Origin of the sequence: Cohnella ginsengisoli, from assembly GCF_029525555.1 — a bacterium.
Classification (GTDB): domain Bacteria; phylum Bacillota; class Bacilli; order Paenibacillales; family Paenibacillaceae; genus Cohnella; species Cohnella ginsengisoli.
The window spans coordinates 1,108,432-1,126,087 of sequence record NZ_JAPDHZ010000003.1; the positions used below are offsets into that span (position 1 = coordinate 1,108,432).

At 57.3% G+C, this 17,656-nt stretch carries 19 protein-coding genes and 3 pseudogenes; 12 read left to right on the forward strand and 10 right to left on the reverse strand.

The window, feature by feature from the left end:
* Positions 1–180: 180 nt before the first annotated feature.
* From OMP38_RS16380 to OMP38_RS16410, 7 genes are all read left to right on the forward strand, one after another.
* The gene (locus tag OMP38_RS16380) at positions 181–915 is read left to right on the forward strand and encodes a DMT family transporter (protein WP_338130576.1); all 735 of its coding nucleotides are present in this window, start codon (positions 181–183) and stop codon (positions 913–915) included.
* 144 nt (positions 916–1,059) lie between these two features.
* Positions 1,060–1,419: a hypothetical protein gene (locus OMP38_RS16385; RefSeq protein WP_277566086.1), complete on the forward strand. Its 360-nt coding sequence runs from the start codon at positions 1,060–1,062 to the stop codon at positions 1,417–1,419.
* A gap of 280 nt (positions 1,420–1,699) precedes the next feature.
* On the forward strand, positions 1,700–2,263 hold the full coding sequence (locus OMP38_RS16390) for a TetR/AcrR family transcriptional regulator (RefSeq protein WP_277566087.1): 564 nt from the start codon (positions 1,700–1,702) through the stop codon (positions 2,261–2,263).
* Between the two features lie 68 nt (positions 2,264–2,331).
* The gene (locus tag OMP38_RS16395) at positions 2,332–3,165 is read left to right on the forward strand and encodes a DUF4097 family beta strand repeat-containing protein (protein ID WP_277566088.1); all 834 of its coding nucleotides are present in this window, start codon (positions 2,332–2,334) and stop codon (positions 3,163–3,165) included.
* A 21-nt stretch (positions 3,166–3,186) separates the two neighbouring features.
* Entirely contained in the window at positions 3,187–3,843 is a 657-nt protein-coding gene (locus OMP38_RS16400) for a hypothetical protein (RefSeq protein ID WP_277566089.1), read from the forward strand.
* Positions 3,844–4,499: 656 nt separating this feature from the next.
* Positions 4,500–4,721, forward strand: coding sequence for a hypothetical protein (locus OMP38_RS16405; protein WP_277566090.1), 222 nt, complete (start codon positions 4,500–4,502; stop codon positions 4,719–4,721).
* Between the two features lie 174 nt (positions 4,722–4,895).
* Positions 4,896–5,039 (forward strand): DUF6022 family protein, encoded by a 144-nt coding sequence (locus OMP38_RS16410; RefSeq protein WP_420869699.1) that lies wholly within the window; start codon positions 4,896–4,898, stop codon positions 5,037–5,039.
* Positions 5,040–5,112: 73 nt separating this feature from the next.
* On the opposite strand, the gene OMP38_RS16415 is transcribed toward OMP38_RS16410, so the two are convergent.
* Positions 5,113–5,838, reverse strand: coding sequence for a VCBS repeat-containing protein (locus OMP38_RS16415; RefSeq protein ID WP_277566092.1), 726 nt, complete (start codon positions 5,836–5,838; stop codon positions 5,113–5,115).
* Between the two features lie 211 nt (positions 5,839–6,049).
* Between OMP38_RS16415 and OMP38_RS16420 the strand changes: the two genes are divergently transcribed.
* From OMP38_RS16420 to OMP38_RS16435, 4 genes and pseudogenes are all read left to right on the forward strand, one after another.
* On the forward strand, positions 6,050–6,610 hold the full coding sequence (locus OMP38_RS16420) for a dihydrofolate reductase family protein (RefSeq protein WP_277566093.1): 561 nt from the start codon (positions 6,050–6,052) through the stop codon (positions 6,608–6,610).
* A 294-nt stretch (positions 6,611–6,904) separates the two neighbouring features.
* A complete protein-coding gene (locus OMP38_RS16425; protein WP_277566094.1) occupies positions 6,905–7,360 on the forward strand; it encodes a DinB family protein in 456 nt (151 codons plus the stop codon).
* Positions 7,361–7,534: 174 nt separating this feature from the next.
* Positions 7,535–7,876, forward strand: a complete 342-nt coding sequence (locus OMP38_RS16430; protein WP_277566095.1) for a DUF3052 family protein — start codon at positions 7,535–7,537, stop codon at positions 7,874–7,876.
* A gap of 138 nt (positions 7,877–8,014) precedes the next feature.
* Positions 8,015–8,230: pseudogene (locus tag OMP38_RS16435) on the forward strand (class I SAM-dependent methyltransferase); the annotation flags it as partial.
* A 41-nt stretch (positions 8,231–8,271) separates the two neighbouring features.
* Here OMP38_RS16435 and OMP38_RS16440 read toward each other — a convergent pair.
* Genes OMP38_RS16440 through OMP38_RS16465 form a run of 6 tightly spaced genes read right to left on the reverse strand, consistent with a single transcriptional unit; the run spans position 8,272 to position 13,464 of the window.
* The gene (locus tag OMP38_RS16440) at positions 8,272–8,688 is read right to left on the reverse strand and encodes a hypothetical protein (protein ID WP_277566096.1); all 417 of its coding nucleotides are present in this window, start codon (positions 8,686–8,688) and stop codon (positions 8,272–8,274) included.
* 15 nt (positions 8,689–8,703) lie between these two features.
* Positions 8,704–10,299, reverse strand: coding sequence for a glycoside hydrolase family 43 protein (locus OMP38_RS16445; protein WP_277566097.1), 1,596 nt, complete (start codon positions 10,297–10,299; stop codon positions 8,704–8,706).
* Positions 10,300–10,343: 44 nt separating this feature from the next.
* Positions 10,344–11,477 (reverse strand): glycoside hydrolase family 88/105 protein, encoded by a 1,134-nt coding sequence (locus OMP38_RS16450; protein WP_277566098.1) that lies wholly within the window; start codon positions 11,475–11,477, stop codon positions 10,344–10,346.
* Positions 11,478–11,480: 3 nt separating this feature from the next.
* Positions 11,481–12,137 (reverse strand): dienelactone hydrolase family protein, encoded by a 657-nt coding sequence (locus tag OMP38_RS16455; protein WP_277566099.1) that lies wholly within the window; start codon positions 12,135–12,137, stop codon positions 11,481–11,483.
* Positions 12,064–12,537 (reverse strand): hypothetical protein, encoded by a 474-nt coding sequence (locus OMP38_RS16460; protein WP_277566100.1) that lies wholly within the window; start codon positions 12,535–12,537, stop codon positions 12,064–12,066. Before OMP38_RS16460 ends, OMP38_RS16455 begins: the two co-directional genes overlap by 74 nt.
* A gap of 36 nt (positions 12,538–12,573) precedes the next feature.
* Positions 12,574–13,464 carry a pectinesterase family protein gene (locus OMP38_RS16465; RefSeq protein WP_277566101.1) on the reverse strand — a complete coding sequence of 297 codons (891 nt, stop codon included), beginning with the start codon at positions 13,462–13,464 and terminating at the stop codon, positions 12,574–12,576.
* Between the two features lie 81 nt (positions 13,465–13,545).
* Here OMP38_RS16465 and OMP38_RS16470 point away from each other — a divergent pair, with 81 nt between their 5' ends.
* On the forward strand, positions 13,546–14,415 hold the full coding sequence (locus OMP38_RS16470; RefSeq protein ID WP_277566102.1) for a helix-turn-helix transcriptional regulator: 870 nt from the start codon (positions 13,546–13,548) through the stop codon (positions 14,413–14,415).
* Here OMP38_RS16470 and OMP38_RS16475 read toward each other — a convergent pair.
* From OMP38_RS16475 to OMP38_RS16485, 3 genes and pseudogenes are all read right to left on the reverse strand, one after another.
* Complete coding sequence (locus OMP38_RS16475) at positions 14,412–14,843, reverse strand: glycoside hydrolase family protein (protein WP_277566103.1); 432 nt, start codon at positions 14,841–14,843, stop codon at positions 14,412–14,414. The two genes, OMP38_RS16470 and OMP38_RS16475, sit on opposite strands and share 4 nt — an antisense overlap.
* 67 nt (positions 14,844–14,910) lie before the next feature.
* Positions 14,911–15,408 (reverse strand): annotated as a pseudogene (locus OMP38_RS34740) (glycoside hydrolase family 28 protein); the annotation flags it as partial.
* A gap of 488 nt (positions 15,409–15,896) precedes the next feature.
* Positions 15,897–17,562, reverse strand: a pseudogene (locus tag OMP38_RS16485) (glycoside hydrolase family 43 protein).
* Positions 17,563–17,656 lie beyond the last annotated feature (94 nt).

Here is a 17,656-nt window from a genome sequence, read left to right on the forward strand (position 1 = left end):
AGTCTCAAAAAAGCCCCTTCCTATTAATGCCGATCTTGCTGTTAATGTGGGGATCGTTGGCTGCCGTTAGCAAGCTGCTCTTGCATCATCTGGACAGCTATCAAGTCATGTTCTACATGTATGGGATCGGCGTGATTTCCTTTTTTAGCGATCTTTCTGATCAAAGGCAAATTAAGCGCCCTGTTCTCATGGAAGCTTTCCGAGCTGGCGTTGCTGCTTATGTGCGGCACGTTCGCTTTTCTATACGATTTCTTTTATTTAAAATCCCTCGAACGCATCCCTGCGGTAGAAGCGTCCATGCTGAATTATTTATTTCCCATCTTTATCGTGCTGCTCGCGATTCCCATCCATAAGGAGAAGCTGAACCGGTATAAGATGCTCTCGGTCGCGATGGGCTTCCTGGGAACGCTTCTGCTCCTGACCAAAGGGGATATCGCCAATATCAATTTCACGAACTTCAGAGGGGACCTTTACGCGGTTTTGGCTGCGGTGAGCTGGGGATTATTTACGAACTTCATTAAGAAGAACCAGAAAGATACGATCGTCAGCACTTTTGTGATCACGAGCGTTGCCTTTCTTTTATCGATTGGCGCTACGCTGCTGTCCTCCCGCTTCATCGTTCCGCAGCGAACGGACTTTTACGGCGTGGTATGGCTGAGCATGAGCAATATCGTACTCGGCTTTTTCTTGTATTTCCGGGCGCTGAGGTACTCTCCGGCCTCGTTGATCGCAAGCTTTACCTTCTTCACGCCGTTTGTCACGCTTGTCTTTATCGTCTTCTTGCTGCGCGAGAGGCTGGCGGTGACGGACTATCTCGCGGCATTGCTGATCATCTTCAGCGTTCCGATTCAGAAGGTGGGGAGTTTGATCCGTAAAAAAAACGTAATCGTTGGGCTAATCGATTTAGGCTATTAGTGTCAGATCCGCTTTGAACATCCATTAGAGGGGTGAATGCACGCTTGAAATATCGAATATTGTTATTCCTCGTATTATCTTTTCAATTATTTCTTTCAGCATGTACAAGCAAAGAAGCAGATAACGATACAAAAGAACGATCGGATGAAGTTGTTTACGATGGTAAAGGAGAAGAATGGCTTGCCACCTTTTTCGATATTTAAAGCCAACAGTTCATTGTTTGATTCGATATACATTCAAAATATTTCAGAAAACAGAGGCGCAAAATTCGGACCTATTGAGTATCGGCTAGTCGGCGGAGACGGGTTCAAGTTTGAAAGCCAATATCCTCAGGAATTGCATGGCGTTAGAAGTTTTCACACGTCCTCTGAATCGAATTCAGATTTTATTTCCGTTAAACCGACTACGGATGGCGTGTTCGAGCTTACGATCAAATCCAACGGGAAAATAGAAAAATTGAAGCTGAAAAATATTACTGCACCGATGATTGATAAAACAAACTAGATTTGCCTGCCGTCTTGAAGAGATAGGAACGACACTAGTCAAAGGATCCTGATACGGATGCAATTCTAATAACTGCATCAGCAGAAGTCGCTTGAATGCCTGCCGCGTAGGATTGCAACTCTTATAATAGATGATCTTAACTCGCCTTTTCCCGATGGAAAGCCATGATCGTCTCAATGCTGGTTTGGGTTGGTTGACATGAGGAAATGGCGCGTATAAAATAAAAAATATTGATCGATCAGGATTTTAAATGAACAATCAACTTTAGGGGATGAATCGAATGGAAACCAAACAATATCTGATCGCTGAAGCGCGCAGAGAACAGGTTATCAAAGCAGCTATTAAGGTTCTGACGGACATCGGATACCACAGCACAAGTCTTTCCAAGATCGCAAATAAAGCAAAGATTAGCACAGGACTCATTTCTTACCATTTCTCCGGCAAGGAAGATTTGATGAGAAACACCCTGATGTATCTGGTTGAGCATGAGCGAAGCTATATCAAGGAAAAAGTTGCGCCGCAGCCAACATATATGGAGAAATTAACCGCTTTTATCCAAGCAAGCTTGGCCTATCTGGGTACGAACGGCGAAAATAGCAACGCTTTGCTCGAAATCGTTATTAATGGCCGTACACCGGATAACGTCCCGTATTACCAGGCCGAAGTTCATGAGGAAGACGGATTAATCGTTTTGTTGAAGGAGATTCTCCGCAAAGGACAAGAGACGAAAGAATTCGGCGACTTCGATCCCCAGGTGACTGCCATGATTATTCGGGGTGCGATTGTTGTGGCGAGGGGACTTCCTCAAAAGGGGGGATGCGTTAAGCCTGGAATCGTACAGTGAAAAGGTGATCAAGAGCATCTTGAAAATGATTCGCTGATACACATTCGAACAGGGAAAGGAAATAATCGATGACCCATCATAAACGGTATGGTCCAATATTGGTGCTGATCGTTCTGAGCCTCATCGGGACGGCATGTCAATCGCGCGATTTGGTCGACAAGCTGCCTGCTCACGAGCAAAAGTGGACGTTCACGCAAGGCAAGCTGCATTCGCTCGTCGTCGACAGCGAATATGACGTGAGCATGGCGTTCATCGCGAGCGCCGACGGCTCCAATTATGTGGAGATCAGCGGCAACATGCAGCAGCACACGATCGATCAGCTGGAAGCGACGGAGATCGCGGGGAATACGCTGAAGGTGGAGCTGAATAAGGATGTGAAATTAGTCGCCCCCAACTACAAGTCCACCAAGCTGCAGATGACCGTAGCATTGGCGGATGATACCCGGTTGAAGCAGGTCAGCTACAAGTCAAAAGCTGGCGATGCCAGCTTTACCGATTTGAAGGCCGAAAATATCGACGTCTCCTTTCATTCCGGCGACGTCAAGGTGGACGGGCTGCAGGGCGCCTTGACCGTGGAGGGGACTTTCGGCAATATTACCGCCGCAGACGTCGACGGTTCGGCCGATGTCTCCTTGCGCACAGGCCAGATCAAGTTCGATCGGTTTACCGGAGACGGCGTATTTAAATTAACGTCCGGCAGCATTGATTTGACGGAGCAGCGTTCGGATCACCTGGATATTTCCGTGCGTACCGGCGACGTCACGTTGTCGCTCGATCCGGCGTTCAAAGGATTCTTTGACCTGAAGACCACGACCGGACGCGTCAACGCGCCTGAGCCCCCGCAAGAGACGACGGACAAGATCAAAGTACGGGCAACCTCGGGTAATATTCTCATCCGGTGAACCTGTTAAAAGGAGTCCAATATGATCAAGAAGCGTAAGTGGCGCAGAGCCGCAAAACGCGTCCAGGCCGGTAATGGGCGTCCACTAAAGCCGATCCGCTGGTGGCAGCTGTTCGCCCGCAGCTTGTTCTATCTTCCGTTGACCCGTGACGATGGCCGACAGACCGTCTATGCCGTCGACGTTCCGCATTGGCAGCAGCTTCAATCGGACGACGGCAAGGGCAAAGCGCACCTGTACCTCGATGGCAAACATCACGCGATGTCCAAGCTTCCTGCGGCCTTCCCCGTGCCGGGAGGAACGATCATCGTAGAGACCTCAGCGTTCGGCATGAAGCGTTGCCACTTTGTGACCGACGAGGGAAGCTTACAGCAGCTGATCCCGGATGCACGCTCCGCGGAAGGCTATCGCGCTCGTCTTGACGGCACGCACCCGGTATTGAGCCGATGGATCGGATTTGTGTCGCTGCTCATGCTCATCGTTCCGATGGTTCTCGCCATTCCACAGGTCCTCGAAGCGGTCTCCAAGGTGCCTCCGGTCGCTCAGCAATTTGGGATTTTCATCTCGCCCATTCATTTGCCGGCGTGGCTCAACGTCGTGCTCGGGGCCTGCGCCGTCGCGGCCAGTATAGAGCGCGCAATGCGATTGCGATGGAATGCGCTGCTTGACGGGTCCACTTGAAAGTTCTGTTTATGGAGTGTCCACCGTTCAGGAGAGCTTCCCCCTCCACTTGCATCAAGCGATATAAAAAATAAAGTCCTTTCATTTGAAGCCTGATCGTTTTATCCAGGTAAGCTTTGATCCTTTCAACGAGCTTCCTCGTATCCTCGATGTTCCGTAATTCTAAACAGGCAATCGATTGCTTCAGATTCACGGTCTCCTCAGAGCTTCAACACAGTGCCTTTATTAAGAGCTCAGGAACAGCATTGTTAGCTTATGCAAGCATGCAGTTTGGAAATAGTGACTTTTATCATCCAACTAATAGAGACTGGTTTTCATCGCCGACTCAAACACTTGCTTATGATTATTAAAACACCATAATAAGGTGAAACTCAATAAATGCCCGAAAGGGCATTTTTTTATGGAGTTGTAGCTGCGACTACTACTGTACGGGCTCGGCATTGAATATTCAACAAGTGTGATGGTATAAGCTAGGGAACCGTGGAGTAACCTTAGACGTAACCGGAGGTATTTGATGGCCGCTGCAACACGCTTCCGAATTTTCGGGTGGTGTGGTTTCGTGCCCGCCTTGTCCTGAAAAGTTTACTAAAGAAAACCGCAAAAAGTTGTATACTGGCTGAGAGCAAACTAACAGATCATACAGAGGAGGTACTTAATTGAAAAATATTTACGTAGGATGCACTTTCTTTATAAGTGGAATCATTCTTTATTCGCTACGTTTGGTTGCAGGTGTAATATATGATGCAGCTCGCATGAGACCTATTAGTGGGGGCGGTTCTTATGTGATTGAAAATATAAGCCCGATTTTCCTAATAGGTTCAATAGTTCTCATTATTCTAGGGCTCTTACTTATTATCAGAGGATATTTTAAAGATTAGATTATTGCACTACTCACGGGGAACGCTAGTTCAATAACACAGCAGCAGCTTTAGGACTTTATTTTCTCATCCATGGCTGCTGCTGTTCCGATTCGTTTAGCTTACTTCTCAGAGCCTGACGGCTTTGCATTTCTTTCAAAAAACGGCGCGCTGATTTAAAACTAATTCTAGCCCATCGGCACCTTATTGACGGAAATTCCCCACTCGCATCTGAAGTTCGACATTCCTGCGCCGCCTGTGCTCTATTCGCTGGAAGCGTGGGAACGGGAACCGATCGCGCAAGGGATTCGACGGATCAAAGAGCCCGCGGAACGCTAGCAAAGCGACAAACAAGCTGCCGAGAGGATCGGCAGCTTGTTGAGCGAAAAGCCATTTAGCGGAAGAAACAGTCTTAGAAAAGACTGATCAACTTCGAACCCAGAATAGCTACTGTCAGTCTGGAGGATGCAAATTGCGTGCCATTCCATATTAAAAGATTCTCGACATAGCCTAACGTATCGGCGTTCCTCGTCCCAATAATGCGTTGTATCGCAAATAAATCGTACCCCACGCCTCTCTCGTTTGTCACGATTGGAAACAGACCGCCTAAAGCGAGGACCTCGCCTTGGACAGGCCGTTTAAGCTTGCCGTCGTCATCGTAATATTGCGACAAATAGTCATATCCCTTTTGGCTAATGTCTATGGTGAATAGCACGTCAAGCTGCGGATTACTAACGCTCACTTTATAGAAGTCCTCATAATTTACGTTGAACTTATACGCCTCGTTATATTTTTCAAAGTCAAACATCTCGTAAACAATATTGTTCTTGAAGGAATACAGATAGAAGATCCCGTATCCCCCGCTCCCGCCGGTATCGATGCTGACTAAAATGTCCTGTACGCCATCCTTAGAAAAATCCCCGAGGAAGAGCCTCGCGTTGTATCCCGCGTTGTTCGGCAGATTGACCGCCGTGCTGCGGTTCGAACGTCCATCTTGAATGATCAGCGTAATGTGATCGGCAAAGGGTCCATCGGATTGATTCCCGTATAAATACACGTGATCAAGTACGCCGTCCCCGTTGACGTCTCCTTGCTTCACATCGAGCAACACAATGCTTCGTGAGTGAGCGTCGTGCATTCGAACATCCCCTATTCGCGGTCAAATGCCTTATGCCTACAAATATGTAGGTCGGTACCTAGCGGATTGTGCGGATGCCTATACCCATGAATATAGCAATCCATAAGAAATTGGAAAAATTCATTGTGATACGATTAAAAGTAGCTGCCGTCTAAAACATTTTTTCGAGTTATCCGTTAACCGGCAACGCTAAATGGGAGGGATTATTCAAATGGCCAAACTGATCTATCCTGTCAACCTATCTTTGGACGGCTACATGGAGGACGAGCGCGGCGAGCTCGATTGGTCGATCTCCGATGACGAGACGTATGCGTTCTGGACGGGCTTCCAGCGGACGATCGGCACCTATCTGTACGGGCGCAAAATGTACGAGTCCATGGTGTACTGGGAAACGGCGGACGCAGGCGCCGCACAACCGGAGACAACGCGGGAATTCGCGCAGATCTGGCGAGCGGCCGAGAAGATCGTGTATTCCCGGACGCTGCCGGCGGCAGCAAGCGCCAAGACGAAGGTCGAACGGGAATTCGATCCTGACGCGATTCGAAGGCTGAAGGCGTCTTCAGATGCCGACATGACGATCGGCGGCCCCGAGCTTGCTGCGAGTGCGATGAGCGCGGGACTGCTTGACGAGTGTCATCTACGACTTAATCCGATCGTCCTGGGCGGAGGTAAGCGCGCATTGCCGGACAGCCTCCGCATGCGGCTCGAGCTGCTTGGCGAGCGCCGCTTCCGAAGCGGCGTCGTTCATCTCCATTACCGCGTGATCGTCTGACCGCTAGCTCAGCGACCAACAAGCTGCCGAGAAAATCGGCAGCTTGTTGAACGTTAACAGAAAAACTTTGGGAGATGCCTGCAACACACATCTCAATCTTTTGTCTCCATATTTTAAGCCTGGACTGCTGATATCGTCGTTCGCTTTGCAGTAACCCCCTACCGTTCGCTTTTTTTCTTGAAAAGGAAGGAGTTCGACTAACAAATTTGAATATAAATAGGATTAAATATCCAAGTGTCATCTCCGAAGCAGGAACGGATGTAGCGTTGACTGGTCGAACAGGAGGAAACGGAAATGAAGACGATGAAGCGCATGATGGACCACATGTATTGGGCGGACGGACGCATCCTGGATGCGCTCGAGGAGAGCAAGACGAAGGACAAGGACCTTCTGAAGCTGGCACGGCACATCGCGGTCGCGGAGCAAGTCTGGCTGTCCCGCTTGCAGGGCAATGGCAGCGCGCAATATTCGTTGTGGGAGGAAACGGAAGACCTGACGGCGATCCGAAAAATGTTCGAGGAAAACGCCGAGCAATATCGCGTCTATATCGAGGGGCTCGAGGAATCCGCGTTGGACGAGATGGTCGACTATGCGAATCAGAGCGGGGTTCCGTTCCGAACGTCGATCCGAGACATCCTGTCGCAAGTCCTCCTGCATGGGCAATATCACCGGGGACAGATCAACCGGGGACTTCGAATGGCATCGGACGCGCCTGTCCAAGTCGATTACATCACGTTCGCGAGGCTTTAGCACAACGAGGGGCAAGCGATGATGAACGTCACCTCGGAATGAACGAGGGAATCGCGCAGCTCTGGCGAAAACCACTGAACACACAGGAGGCAAGAAAATAGATGAGCGTTGGTTATTCAGGCACGCCGCTCGTAAAAAAAGCTTGGAATGAAAGCAGGTTCAAAGGTTTTGTTTATGAAGGAGCCTGATCATTATTTCACTTTACTCGGCGAAGTACCATCGGTGGAGAGATTACATAGCGATGCGATCTCGAATGAGATTGATTTTGTTCATTTATTTTCCACATCGCAAGAGGAGTTATTTCCTTTATTGAACGAGTTGAAGGACAGGATCAATAAATCAGGCGTGATTTGGGTTTCTTGGCCGAAGAAAGCTTCAAAGATATTGACTGATTTAAGTGACGTTAACATAAGGAACTATGCATTAAGCATTGGTTTGGTGGACGTCAAGGTATGTGCCGTCGATGAAGTATGGTCGGGACTAAAACTAGTGATACCCTTGAAAAATAGAAAATAAGAGTTTTGCTGTTAGGTAGGGGTGGATACGCAGAGCGGGCATAACGCGTATTACGAACGCCCCGCCATGATGGACCTGTTGCCGACGGATATGGAACGCATGTCCGTCCTGGATGCCGGTTGAGCAGCGGGATGGTATACGGAGCAGTTTATCAAAAGATGGGCGCAGATAACGGCGATCGATATAAGTCCTGAAATGGTCGAGGCCTGTAAACGGCGAGTCTGCGATCGCGCATCGGTTTTCGCTTGCGACATGACCGATCCTCTGCCGTTTGCGGACGAGACTTTCGACCTGATCGTAAGTTCATTAACCCTGCATTACATCGACGATTGGGCGCCCGCCTTTCCTGTGTAGGTCACTTTTTTTAAGGAGACCCCTTCAAGAGATCATGAACGTCACGTCGGCAGCCGCTTCGCCGCATCCCAGTGTCCATCCTGGAGCAAGCGGTCGCCGTGCATGCCCGATACGGAGACGGTCGCATCCGCGGCGTTCGAAGTCAGCTTGACGCGAATGCGATAGGCGCCCGGCGGCGCGTCGATGCGGAATGCCATGCCGTAGCGGTTATATCCGTCGCTCTCAAATCCGGGTTCGGCGTCGAACGCCGTTTCCACGATCGAGAAGCCTGCGCCATCCGACATGATGCCTTCGGTATGTACGGTTCTGGGCGGCAGCGCGCAGGTCTCCTCGACAAAGCCGTATCCGACGGCCGGTTCATAGAGCGGCGCGCGGCCATCCGCGTCCAGCGTCACGGCCACATACCCGGGAATGGGTTGTTCGGTAAAATTAAACTTCAATGCAGGCTTCTCCATCATCTGCGAGGCCCCTCCTTAATTCTGACCGTCGACCCGCGCCGACACGCGGAACCAGTCGAACTCCACCTGCCCGCCGCCGGAACCCGACGCGAACAAGCCGAGCTTGGCGCCGACCCAGTGGCCTTCGGACGCCTGAAACGCCTCCGCCGGAATCGCGGCATATGACGCACCGTCGTGCAGGCTGTAACTGTACACGCAGCTGGCATCGGCCGACACCTCGACCCGCAAACGGATGCCTTCCGTCCCGGTCAGCGGCAGCGACCACAGCTCGGCTTCACCCGCTTTGTCGCCTGCGGCGAGATAGAGGGTCAGCGCGCGATCGGCATCGTCTTCGGCGTGATCGGCATCTCCAGCGTTCGCCGATCCTCTCCGCACAGCCAAACAGCTGTACCGGTAGCCGAACACGATCAATCCGCCGCTGTCTCCGCCCTTAAGGCCAGTCGCGTCCACGAGGCATTCGGCCGCAAACGCCGGCGCCGGAAACTTCTGCATGAGCAGGTTCGGCGACCGATACAAGCCGCCACCCTCCCCGGCCCGCGGCACGGCATGCAGCCGAATAAAGCCCGGCCGCGCCGACAGGCTATACCAGCGCACGTCCGGATTGGCCTGCCACTGCCATTGCAGCCCAAGCTTCGGCGCGTCGAATTCGTCCGACGTGGCCGGCACTTCTACCGCGCACGCTTCGCCCACATCCGGCTTGCGCCAGCGCAGCACCGGCTCCCCGATCGCTTCGCCTGCCCGCCGCTCGCCCATGACCGGCCAGCCGTCTTCGTCCCAGCTCATCGGCTGCAGATGCACGACTCGGCCGTACGGCCCCTTGTCCTGGAAATGCACGAACCACGACTCGCCCGACGCCAGCTCCACCCAGCCGCCTTGATGCGGACCGTTGACCTCCGTTTCACCTTGATGCAGTACGATCCGGTCCTCGTAAGGCCCCCAGACGCTCGCCGAGCGGAACACCGTCTGCCACCCCGTCGCAACGCCGCCCGCAGGCGCAAAAATATAATAATAGCCGTCGCGCTTATAGAACTTGGGCCCCTCCAGCGTCGGATGCTTGTCCGTCCCGTCGTAGACGATCCGGCCCTCGTCCAGCAACGTCCGGCCGTCCGCCGACATCTCGCATACGTTCAGCTTGTGCTTGATGCCGCTGCGGCTGTGCGCGTACGCATGGATGAGATACGCCCGGCCGTCGTCGTCCCACAACGGACAGACGTCGATCAGCCCTTTGCCCGGCTTCACCAGATGCAGCGGCGCCCACGCTCCGGCGGGATCGTCCGCGGTCGTCATCAGGATGCCGAGGTCGGGATCTCCGTAGTAGATCCAGTACTTGCCAGCATGGTAGCGCAGGCTCGGCGCCCAGACACCGCCCCCATGCTGCGGCACGTCGTATCCGGCTAACGGCATACGAGAAACGGCGTGATTGATCAGCCGCCAGTTGACCAGGTCCCGCGAATGCAGAATCGGCAGCCCGGGCAGATGCCCGAAGCTCGATGCCGTCATATAGAAGTCGGACCCGACCCGAATGACGTCCGGATCCGAATAATCCGCGTGCACGATCGGATTGAGATAAGTGCCGTCGCCCTGATCGGGCACCCACGGATGCTGCGCCACGCGAGCTCCTCCTTTTTTGCTGCGAAAATGACTGACCCGGCCGACTACGCCTGCGCCAAGTAACGCTCGACCTCAAGCGCGCACAGCAGCAGCGGACCGATGCCCATATAGTGATCCGAGACGATCGCTTCGGAAATGTAGTAGTCGAACGTGCCATTGCGGTCCTTGCTCAATCCCGCGCCGTTGCAGATTCGATGCAGATGCACGCCGTCCGCGTCCTCCGTCACGAGCCGCTCTTGAATGCCCTGCCAGCCCTTCAGCATGGCATCGCGGAAGCCGCCGCTCAGATAACCAAGCCGCAGCGCCTTGGCCATCGCATAGACGAACATGATGCTGCCCGACGCCTCGAGGTAATTGCCTTTGCGATCGCCTTGGTCGAGCACCTGGTACCACAGGCCGCTGGCCGGATCCTGCACGCGGACCAAGGCATGGCACATCCGTTCGAAAATGCCGATGATCGTGCCGCGCTTCGGATGCGCGACCGGGATGTGGTCGAGGCAGTCGACGACCGCCATCGCATACCAGCCCATCGCCCGGCTCCAGAAGTTCTTGGACAGGCCCGTGACCGAGTCCGCCCACTCCTGTTCGCGCGCTTCGTCCCAACCGTGGTAGAGCAGCCCCGTCCGCGGATCGCGGGTCCGGCGTTCGACCAGCAGCAGCTGGTGGGCGACCTCGTCCGTCAGCTCCGGGCTCCCCGTCACTTTCGCATATTCCGCCAGAAACGGCGAAGCCATATACAAGCCGTCCAGCCACATCTGGAACGGATAGATCTTCTTGTGCCAAAAGCCGCCCTCCGACGTGCGGGGCTGCCCGATCAGTTGGGTCGCAAGCGTATCCGCCGCCTTGGCATAACGCGTTTCGCCGCCCCGCGCCAGCAGCGGGAACAGATTTTTGCCCTGATTGATCTGGTCGAGGTTGTACTCCTCCAGCGAATACGTGGCGATCGTGCCGTCCTCGGCGATATAGTGGTCCATGTGCAGGCGCATAAATTCGAAATAGCGCTCGTCGCCGAGCTGCGCGCCCGCCCGCGACATCGACATCAGCAGCATCCCCGGGACGTACGCCCAGCGCTCGAGCGGATACGGATGGTAGCCGTCCTCCCCGCACTGCCGCATAATCGTGTCCGCGATCTTCGTCGACATGGCTCCTGCCTGTTTCGTCAAAGCTTCGGTAGTCATCGCTTATTCCCCTCTCTTCGTATCGGGCGCTGCCGTGAGCTGCAGCTGCTCCCGCAGCCAGGCATACGCCGGCTCCCCGTGAATCTCATGCCCGCCCGTGAAAAAGTCTGCCTGCACCGCGTCCGCTGCGCCAAAGTCGGCATAGATACGCTTCAATTGTTCGTAAGCCTTGAGCGCCGGCTCCCGCGGGAATACGCGGTCGGTATCGCCCGACTCCAGGAACAAGCCTCTCGGCGCGATCAGCCCGAGCAGGTCCGGCATCTCCGCTTCCGGCAGCAGGCCTGGGATGTAGTTGTCGAGGCAGTGGTTGCGATCCAGAATGCTTTCCTCGAACAAGCTCGCGTAGCCGCTGACGACCGCGCAGCGCACGCGCGGATCGAGCGCCGCCGCGAAGCTTGCCACGAGGCCGCCACCGGAAATACCCATGATGCCGATGCGCGACGAATCCACCTCGGCGCGGCTTTGCGCATAATCGATGGCCGACTTCGTCTCGCGCACCCGCAGGCCGGCGACGGTCCGCCCGGTCATCAGCAGATGAACCGCCAATCGGAAGCACGAGGATTGGCCCGGCCCCTGCGCGATGTCCTCATCCAGCCTGCGGTCGCCGAATCCGGCCAGCTCCGGCGCGATCGCGACGAATCCTTGCCGGGCCAGCGACACGGCGAAGTCCTTGTGCAGCCCGGCCGCCCCCGCCCGCTCGCTCCCGTCCGGCTTCAGGCCGACGATCTCGCGCGCGCCGTAGCCGTGGCCGTGCAGGGCGACGACCGCCGGAAGCCCCGTCGTTTCTGAACCCCCCGCCAGTCGGAATCAGCACATACACGCGCATCCGCAGTCCTTCGACTGTCCCGATCTCCACGAGCTCGCGCGTGTAGCCGACGCACGCAACCCGCTCCAGCAGCTGCGGCTCCGGATCGTCACCGGCCTCCGGAAATTCGCCGAGCAGCCGATCGAACGCTGCGACCAGCCTGCCTCTTGACTCGTCCGTTACCGGCAGGCCGCGCGCCGCCCGTTTCTCCGCCGCTTGACGCTTCAGCGCGTCCAGATAGTGCTCCAGCTTCATCGCGATTCACTTCCTTTTCTCATCGGCAGCCTTCGCTTAATACCCTTCCGGATGCCAGCCGCGGAAAATCTCGATAATCCGGTAATCCGCCGCTTCCGCCGCGGACAGCTGCCGCGACCATGCGACCCGCGCCGCCGCGTCAGCGCCTGATCCGCTACTCGCGAATTCCTCGTACCGGCTCGTCTCCTCGCGGTCCGGCTGCCCCCAGTTGTGCCAGCCTTCTGCCGCTACCGAACCGTCCATGACCGTCCGGATGAACGCGACATGCGCATACGGACGCCATGGCCGGCCGAGGTAGACGTCCCGCACGCCTTCGCCGCTCGTAATCTTGCAGTCAAGGAACACGTACCCGAACCGCGTTCCCTCCGGCGTCGAAGCGGCGGTAATATAGCCGCGCGACCGCTTGTTGTGCAGCGTGCACCGGTCGAACACGGCGGTGGCGGCGCCGAAAATATAATCGACGTCCCCTTCGATATAGCAGTCGTTATAATATTGCAGGCCTTGGCCCGTATAAAGCGTATCCTGATCGCCCAGCAGCGCGGCGTTGCGGAACACCGCCCGCCCTGCGTCGACGAACGCCGCCACGGCTTGGCCAGTGCCCGGTCCGGACGCGTTGCGGATCGTCACGTTCTCCGCCGTGAACGATTCGGCCAGCACGTTGAGCGTGCCCGAGCGGAACGTGCCGAGCGGCTGCCCGTCGGCGCCCAGCGTATGGGCGTTGTCCGACCAGGTCAGGATCGTGCGATCCCGGTCCTCGCCCAGCAGCAGGATCGGCGGCGCCGCGGCCGGAATCGTGATTTTCTCTTCGTAAACGCCTGGCTTGATGCGGATCGTGACCGGCGCGCCGCCCGCTGTCGCGAGCGAATCGATGGCGTCTTGCAAACGGATATAATCGGCGTCTCCTTGCGCGGATACAGTGATCACCACGGCATGAACTCCTTTCCAATGCGAACCTTATTCATTATAATCTAGGATCAAGAACCGCTGCCCGGATACGGAGGAATGACGATGTCTGCCTCGATGGACGCTACGCCCAAATATTTCGTGGAAAATGGAAGCGTCAGCATTCAGCGCATCAAACGCCACGGCGTGACCGCGATGCCGCGGCCGCACAGCCACGACGCCGTGGAGCTGTATTACCTGCTCGACGGCGAGCGCGTCTACTTCGTCGACGGCAAGGTGATCACGCTGCGAAAAGGCGAGCTGATCGCCATCGCCGGCGGCGTCATTCATTCGACGGCCAGCTCCGAGATCGCAGAGTTCGAGCGCGTCCTCATCCACTACGAAGCGTCCGCGCTGCCCGGCGCGCTGCGCGGCCAAGTGCTGTTCGAGGCGGGCGAATCGTGCCGCGTCTTCGCGCTCAACCTGCGCGAGCGCGAAGAGGCCGAGCGCCTGATGCGACGGATGCTGGAAGAATGCGCGCTGGCGAGGCCTTACTTCGAGCCGTGCTGCGTGTCGCTGCTCGCGGAGCTCGCCATCCTGCTCGGACGCGCCGAGCGATCGGCGGCGGCCGGCGCTTCCCGCGACGCCCTGCATGCGAAGGTATCGGAGATCGCCGAATACTTGCAGCGGCACTACCGCGAATCGCTGACGCTGGCGGATACGGCGAAGCACTTCTACCTGAGCAGCTCGTACCTGAGCCGCGTCTTCCACCGGCTGACCGGCTTTCATTTTCGCGAATACATCCTTCATTTGCGCGTTCGGGAGGCCCAGCGCCTGCTGGCCCATACCCGCAAGCGCATCTCCGACGTCTCGCTCGACGTGGGCTTCGAGCATCTGTCGCACTTCAACAAAGCGTTCAAGCAGGCGTGCGGCCTGACGCCCATGCAGTACCGCAAGTTCGCCAAGGCCGACCCGGCGAGACAAGCCGAAGTCTAGCGGATATCCGTGTTCGTGCAGGCGTGCAGCCGGATCTCCGGCTCTGTTGCGACTTGCAGCCGCAAGCCTCGCAGCGTCAGCCGGTCGGCATGGCGAGCGACGACGCCGTTGGCCGTTTCCGCTATGAAATTTTCCACCGTCAAGCCTTCGAGCGGCAGCTCCGGCAGACCGTTGATGAGCAGCGCCGTCTGCGCGCCGACGCAGGTGAGATCGCGAAGCGTGATATTGCGAATGACCGGCGTTTCCTCCGTCACCTCGTACGTCTGCTCGTCGTAGCCCTCCGAGCCTTCCTTGCCCGCGTAGAACAGATGGAACGACACCGCTTCGAGCGGAATGCCCGACATATGGATCCGCTCCATGACGATGTCCTCCACGACGCCGCCCCGGCCGCGCGCGCTCTTGAAGCGAATGCCGATATCCGTGTTCATAAAAAAGGCAGTCGGAGACGCGCACCGCCCGAACGCCGCCCGACATCTCGCTGCCGACGACGACGCCCCCGTGCCCGTGATATACCGTGCAGTCGCGGATCGTCACGAACTCGCACGGCAGCCCGCGCCGCCGCCCCTCTTCGTCCTTGCCCGACTTCAGGCAGATCGCGTCGTCACCGACGTCGAACATGCTTCGCTCAACGAGCGCGTGGCGGCACGATTCCAGGTCCAGCCCGTCGCCGTTTTGCGAGTACCAGGGGTTCTTCACGCGGATATCCCGCACCGTCGCCTGCTCGCAGTCCATCAGGTGCAGGCACCAGGCCGGCGAATTTTGAAACGTCGGTCCTTCTAGCAATATGCGCTTGCAGCCGCGCAGGCTGAGCATCGCGGGACGCAGATGCGCCCGCGCCGGCGCGTACGCCTCGGGATCGGTCACGCCCTGCTCCCGCAGCGTGCGGACGAGCTCTTCCCCGTCCCGCGCTTCGGCGGACGGCCACCACATCTCGCCGCCTTCGCTGAGCGCGCCGCCCGACTGCAGCAGCTTGCCCCATTGGTCGTCGGTCATCTTGAACCGCTTGACCGGGCGCCAGCCTTCGCCGATGCCGTCGAACACGCCACTGCCCGTGAAGGCGATGTCCTCCAGCGCTTCGCCGTCCAGCGGGGACAGGCAGCGCACGGCCGACTGGCCCTCGTACTGGGTCGCGACCAGCGGATACAGGGCGGTATCCGCCTCGAAGCGCACGATCGCGCCCGCCTCGGCGTGCAGCGCCAGCCGGCTGCGCAGCCGGAGCGGTCCCGTGCGCCAGATGCCCGCCGGGATGCGCACGGTTCCCCCCGCCCGCAGCGGCGCAGTCGTCGATCGCGCGCTGCAACGCGTCCGTGCACAGCGCGAGCGGATCGGTCGCCTCGACGTAGTCGGCGAGCGAGAACGTCCGGTCCGGGATGTCCGGCAGCGCGGGGACAGGGTATGCTTGGTCTTTTTCTTGATGTTGTTGGTCTATTGCTTGATCTTGTGCCGAATGAATCTGTGCCGTCATTTCCCGCTCCCCTCCCTTAGGCGTCCGCCGGCTCATAATCGAACCAGTCGAAGTCCGCGTAATTATCGATGTCGATGTCGTTGCCCGTCTCTCGGCCTGTCTCGGGATCTGCCGCATGACCTGCCGCCGGGCCAGTCTCGCCATTTGCCCCGCGGCCAGCCTCCCGGCCCGCCGCGTACATCCCGATGTAAGCGCCGGTAAACCCGCCCGCAATATCGGTGCTTAGCACCGTGCCGTCGGCGTCTTCGAGCAGCGTCCGCCACTCCGATGCGCCCGGCTCCCGCCAACTGAATGCGTATCGCTGGCCGTTCGCCGACACGCGCAGCTCCAGCGCGTCGCCCGCGAACGCGGCCGTCGCCAGCACCGTCTCTTCGCCGCGGCGGCGCTGCGTCAGCCGAAGCGCCGTGCCCGCTTCCGCGCCCCCGCCGAAGCTGCCATACGTGAAGCGGAACTGATTGTCCGCGTTCTGCAGCAGCACGAGCCCGGCCTCGTCGCTCTCCGCCTTCGGCGCAAAGCGCATCGCGGTCGCCGCAGCGAACGACATGTGCTGCTGCCTGCGGCCCACGAACGCCGGATTGTCGTCGCGCGCGATCGATGCCCGCTTCAGCGCAAGCCGCAACGAGCCCGGCTGCGCCCCGAGGCTCCAAAAGTCGCCGCGCGGCGTGCGAATGAAGTTCCAGTACGGCGCGAGCGCCGGCCCGTCGAAATCATCCCGCACTGCGGCCGCCGGCCACGGCATCTCCGGCAAATCCGGCGCTTCGCCTTCCAGCTCCACGACCCCTTTGCCCGGATTGACCACCGGCCAGCCGTCCTCCCACGCGACGGGCACGAGAAACGTTTCCCGCCCGAGATTACGGTAGTAGCCGCCATAAGGACGGGACGCGAGACATACCATCCACCAATCGCCTTTTTGCGTCTCGATCAGCTCGCCGTGGCCGACGTTCACGATCGGATAGCCGCGGCCCAGATGGCGATGCGTCAGGATCGGGTTGCCTTTGTACCCCTCGAACGGTCCGGTCGGCGACGCGCTGCGCGCGATCGTGATCGCATGCGTGTGGCCCGTGCCGCCCTCGGCGATCGTCAGGTAGTACATGCCGTCGATCTTGTACAGATGCGGCCCTTCCTGAGCATGGGCGACTTTGAGCGCGCCTCGCCACAGGCTGACCTTCGGTCCGACGAGCCGCCCGCTCGCGAGGTCCAGCTCCTGCAGCCAGATGTCCATTTCTTTCGCGTACTGCTGGCCCTCGGGGGGGTCGCCGGTTGCCCGTATAATAAACTTTGCCGTCGTCGTCGAACAACAGCGACGGGTCGATGCCCGGCGCGTCGTCCAGCCACACCGGATCGGACCAGCTGCCCGCCGGATTGGTCGCCGTGACGTAGAAGTTGCGGCATTCGAGGTCATTCGTGACAAACGTCGTGATCATATAGAACACGCCGTCATGATAACGTATCGTAGGCGCCCATATGCCTTTGGAAGGCAGAATGCCGTCCAGGTCCAGCTGGGACGGGCGGTCGAGCACATGGCCGAGCTGGCGCCAGTTGACCAGGTCCTTGCTGTGGAAGATCGGCACGCCCGGATAATACTCGAAGCTCGAGGTGACCAGGTAGTAGTCGTCGCCGACGCGTATGGCCGACGGATCCGGATAAAAGCCGGGGAGTAAGGGATTGCGGAACGTGCGCATGCTGCGGCCTCCATTGCCTGACGTTGAAGAAGCAGCTTTAGTATAGTTGATGAAAACGTTAAAATATTGGCATTCCCGTGCTCATTTTTCAATT